Source organism: Sphingobium sp. LMA1-1-1.1 (assembly GCF_040676365.1).
In the GTDB taxonomy this organism is placed as follows: domain Bacteria; phylum Pseudomonadota; class Alphaproteobacteria; order Sphingomonadales; family Sphingomonadaceae; genus Sphingobium.
The window spans coordinates 1-683 of sequence record NZ_JBEGHS010000032.1 but is presented as its reverse complement, the minus strand read 5'-3'; the positions used below and the strand labels follow the sequence as shown (position 1 = coordinate 683).

The 683-nt window shown below is 58.6% G+C and carries 1 protein-coding gene; it reads right to left on the bottom strand.

From position 1 onward, the window contains the following. Window positions 1-683: TonB-dependent receptor domain-containing protein (locus tag MRBLMA1_RS14060; protein WP_363737459.1), on the bottom strand; the 683-nt coding region annotated here is incomplete at both ends.

Genomic DNA, 683 nt, shown 5'->3' with positions numbered 1-683 from the left:
CGATATTCGAGCTGGAGCTTGCCGGCCCACAGGTTGTTGCTCCGCTTGTTGCGATAGGGATCGAAGATCAGCGTGCCATCGGCCTTCTGATAGGCCGGCAGCGGAGCCAGTTCGACGCTGTCGATATAATAGTCGCGATCATTCTGGATCAGGGCCGAACGGTAGGAATAGCTTTGATGTTCGAAGATGATTCGTCCGCCGGCAACCAAAGTCAGCTGCGGAGCGAATTTCCATTCGAGCTGGGAGAACAGCGAGAAGGACTGCGTCTTGAGCTGGTTGAAGTTGATCAGGTCCCCGCCGCCCGGAGGCAAGCCAAGGGGATTGACCAGGATCGAACCCTCGGGAACAAGGAACCCGCTGGCGTCCTTGGCATTGAGGTTCAGATAATAGGCGCCTGCACTCCAGTTCAGGCTGTCACTTTTCCCGGACAACCGGAGTTCCTGCGAAAACTGCTGGGTGTTTGCATCGCTGGCGACGCCCAGGAAGTTTACCGGCACCAGTGCGGTGTCAGTCAGGAACGACTTCTTCAACTGCTTCCAGTCGGTGATCAGGGCCACATCGACCGCACCGATCGACCCGTCGATGTGCAGGGCCGCGTTGTAGGTCTGCATCCGGTTGCGGTCGTCAAGCGCCATCGCCTGGGAGATGTAGTTGTTGTCGCGCGGCTGCTGAGTGGCGCCCAG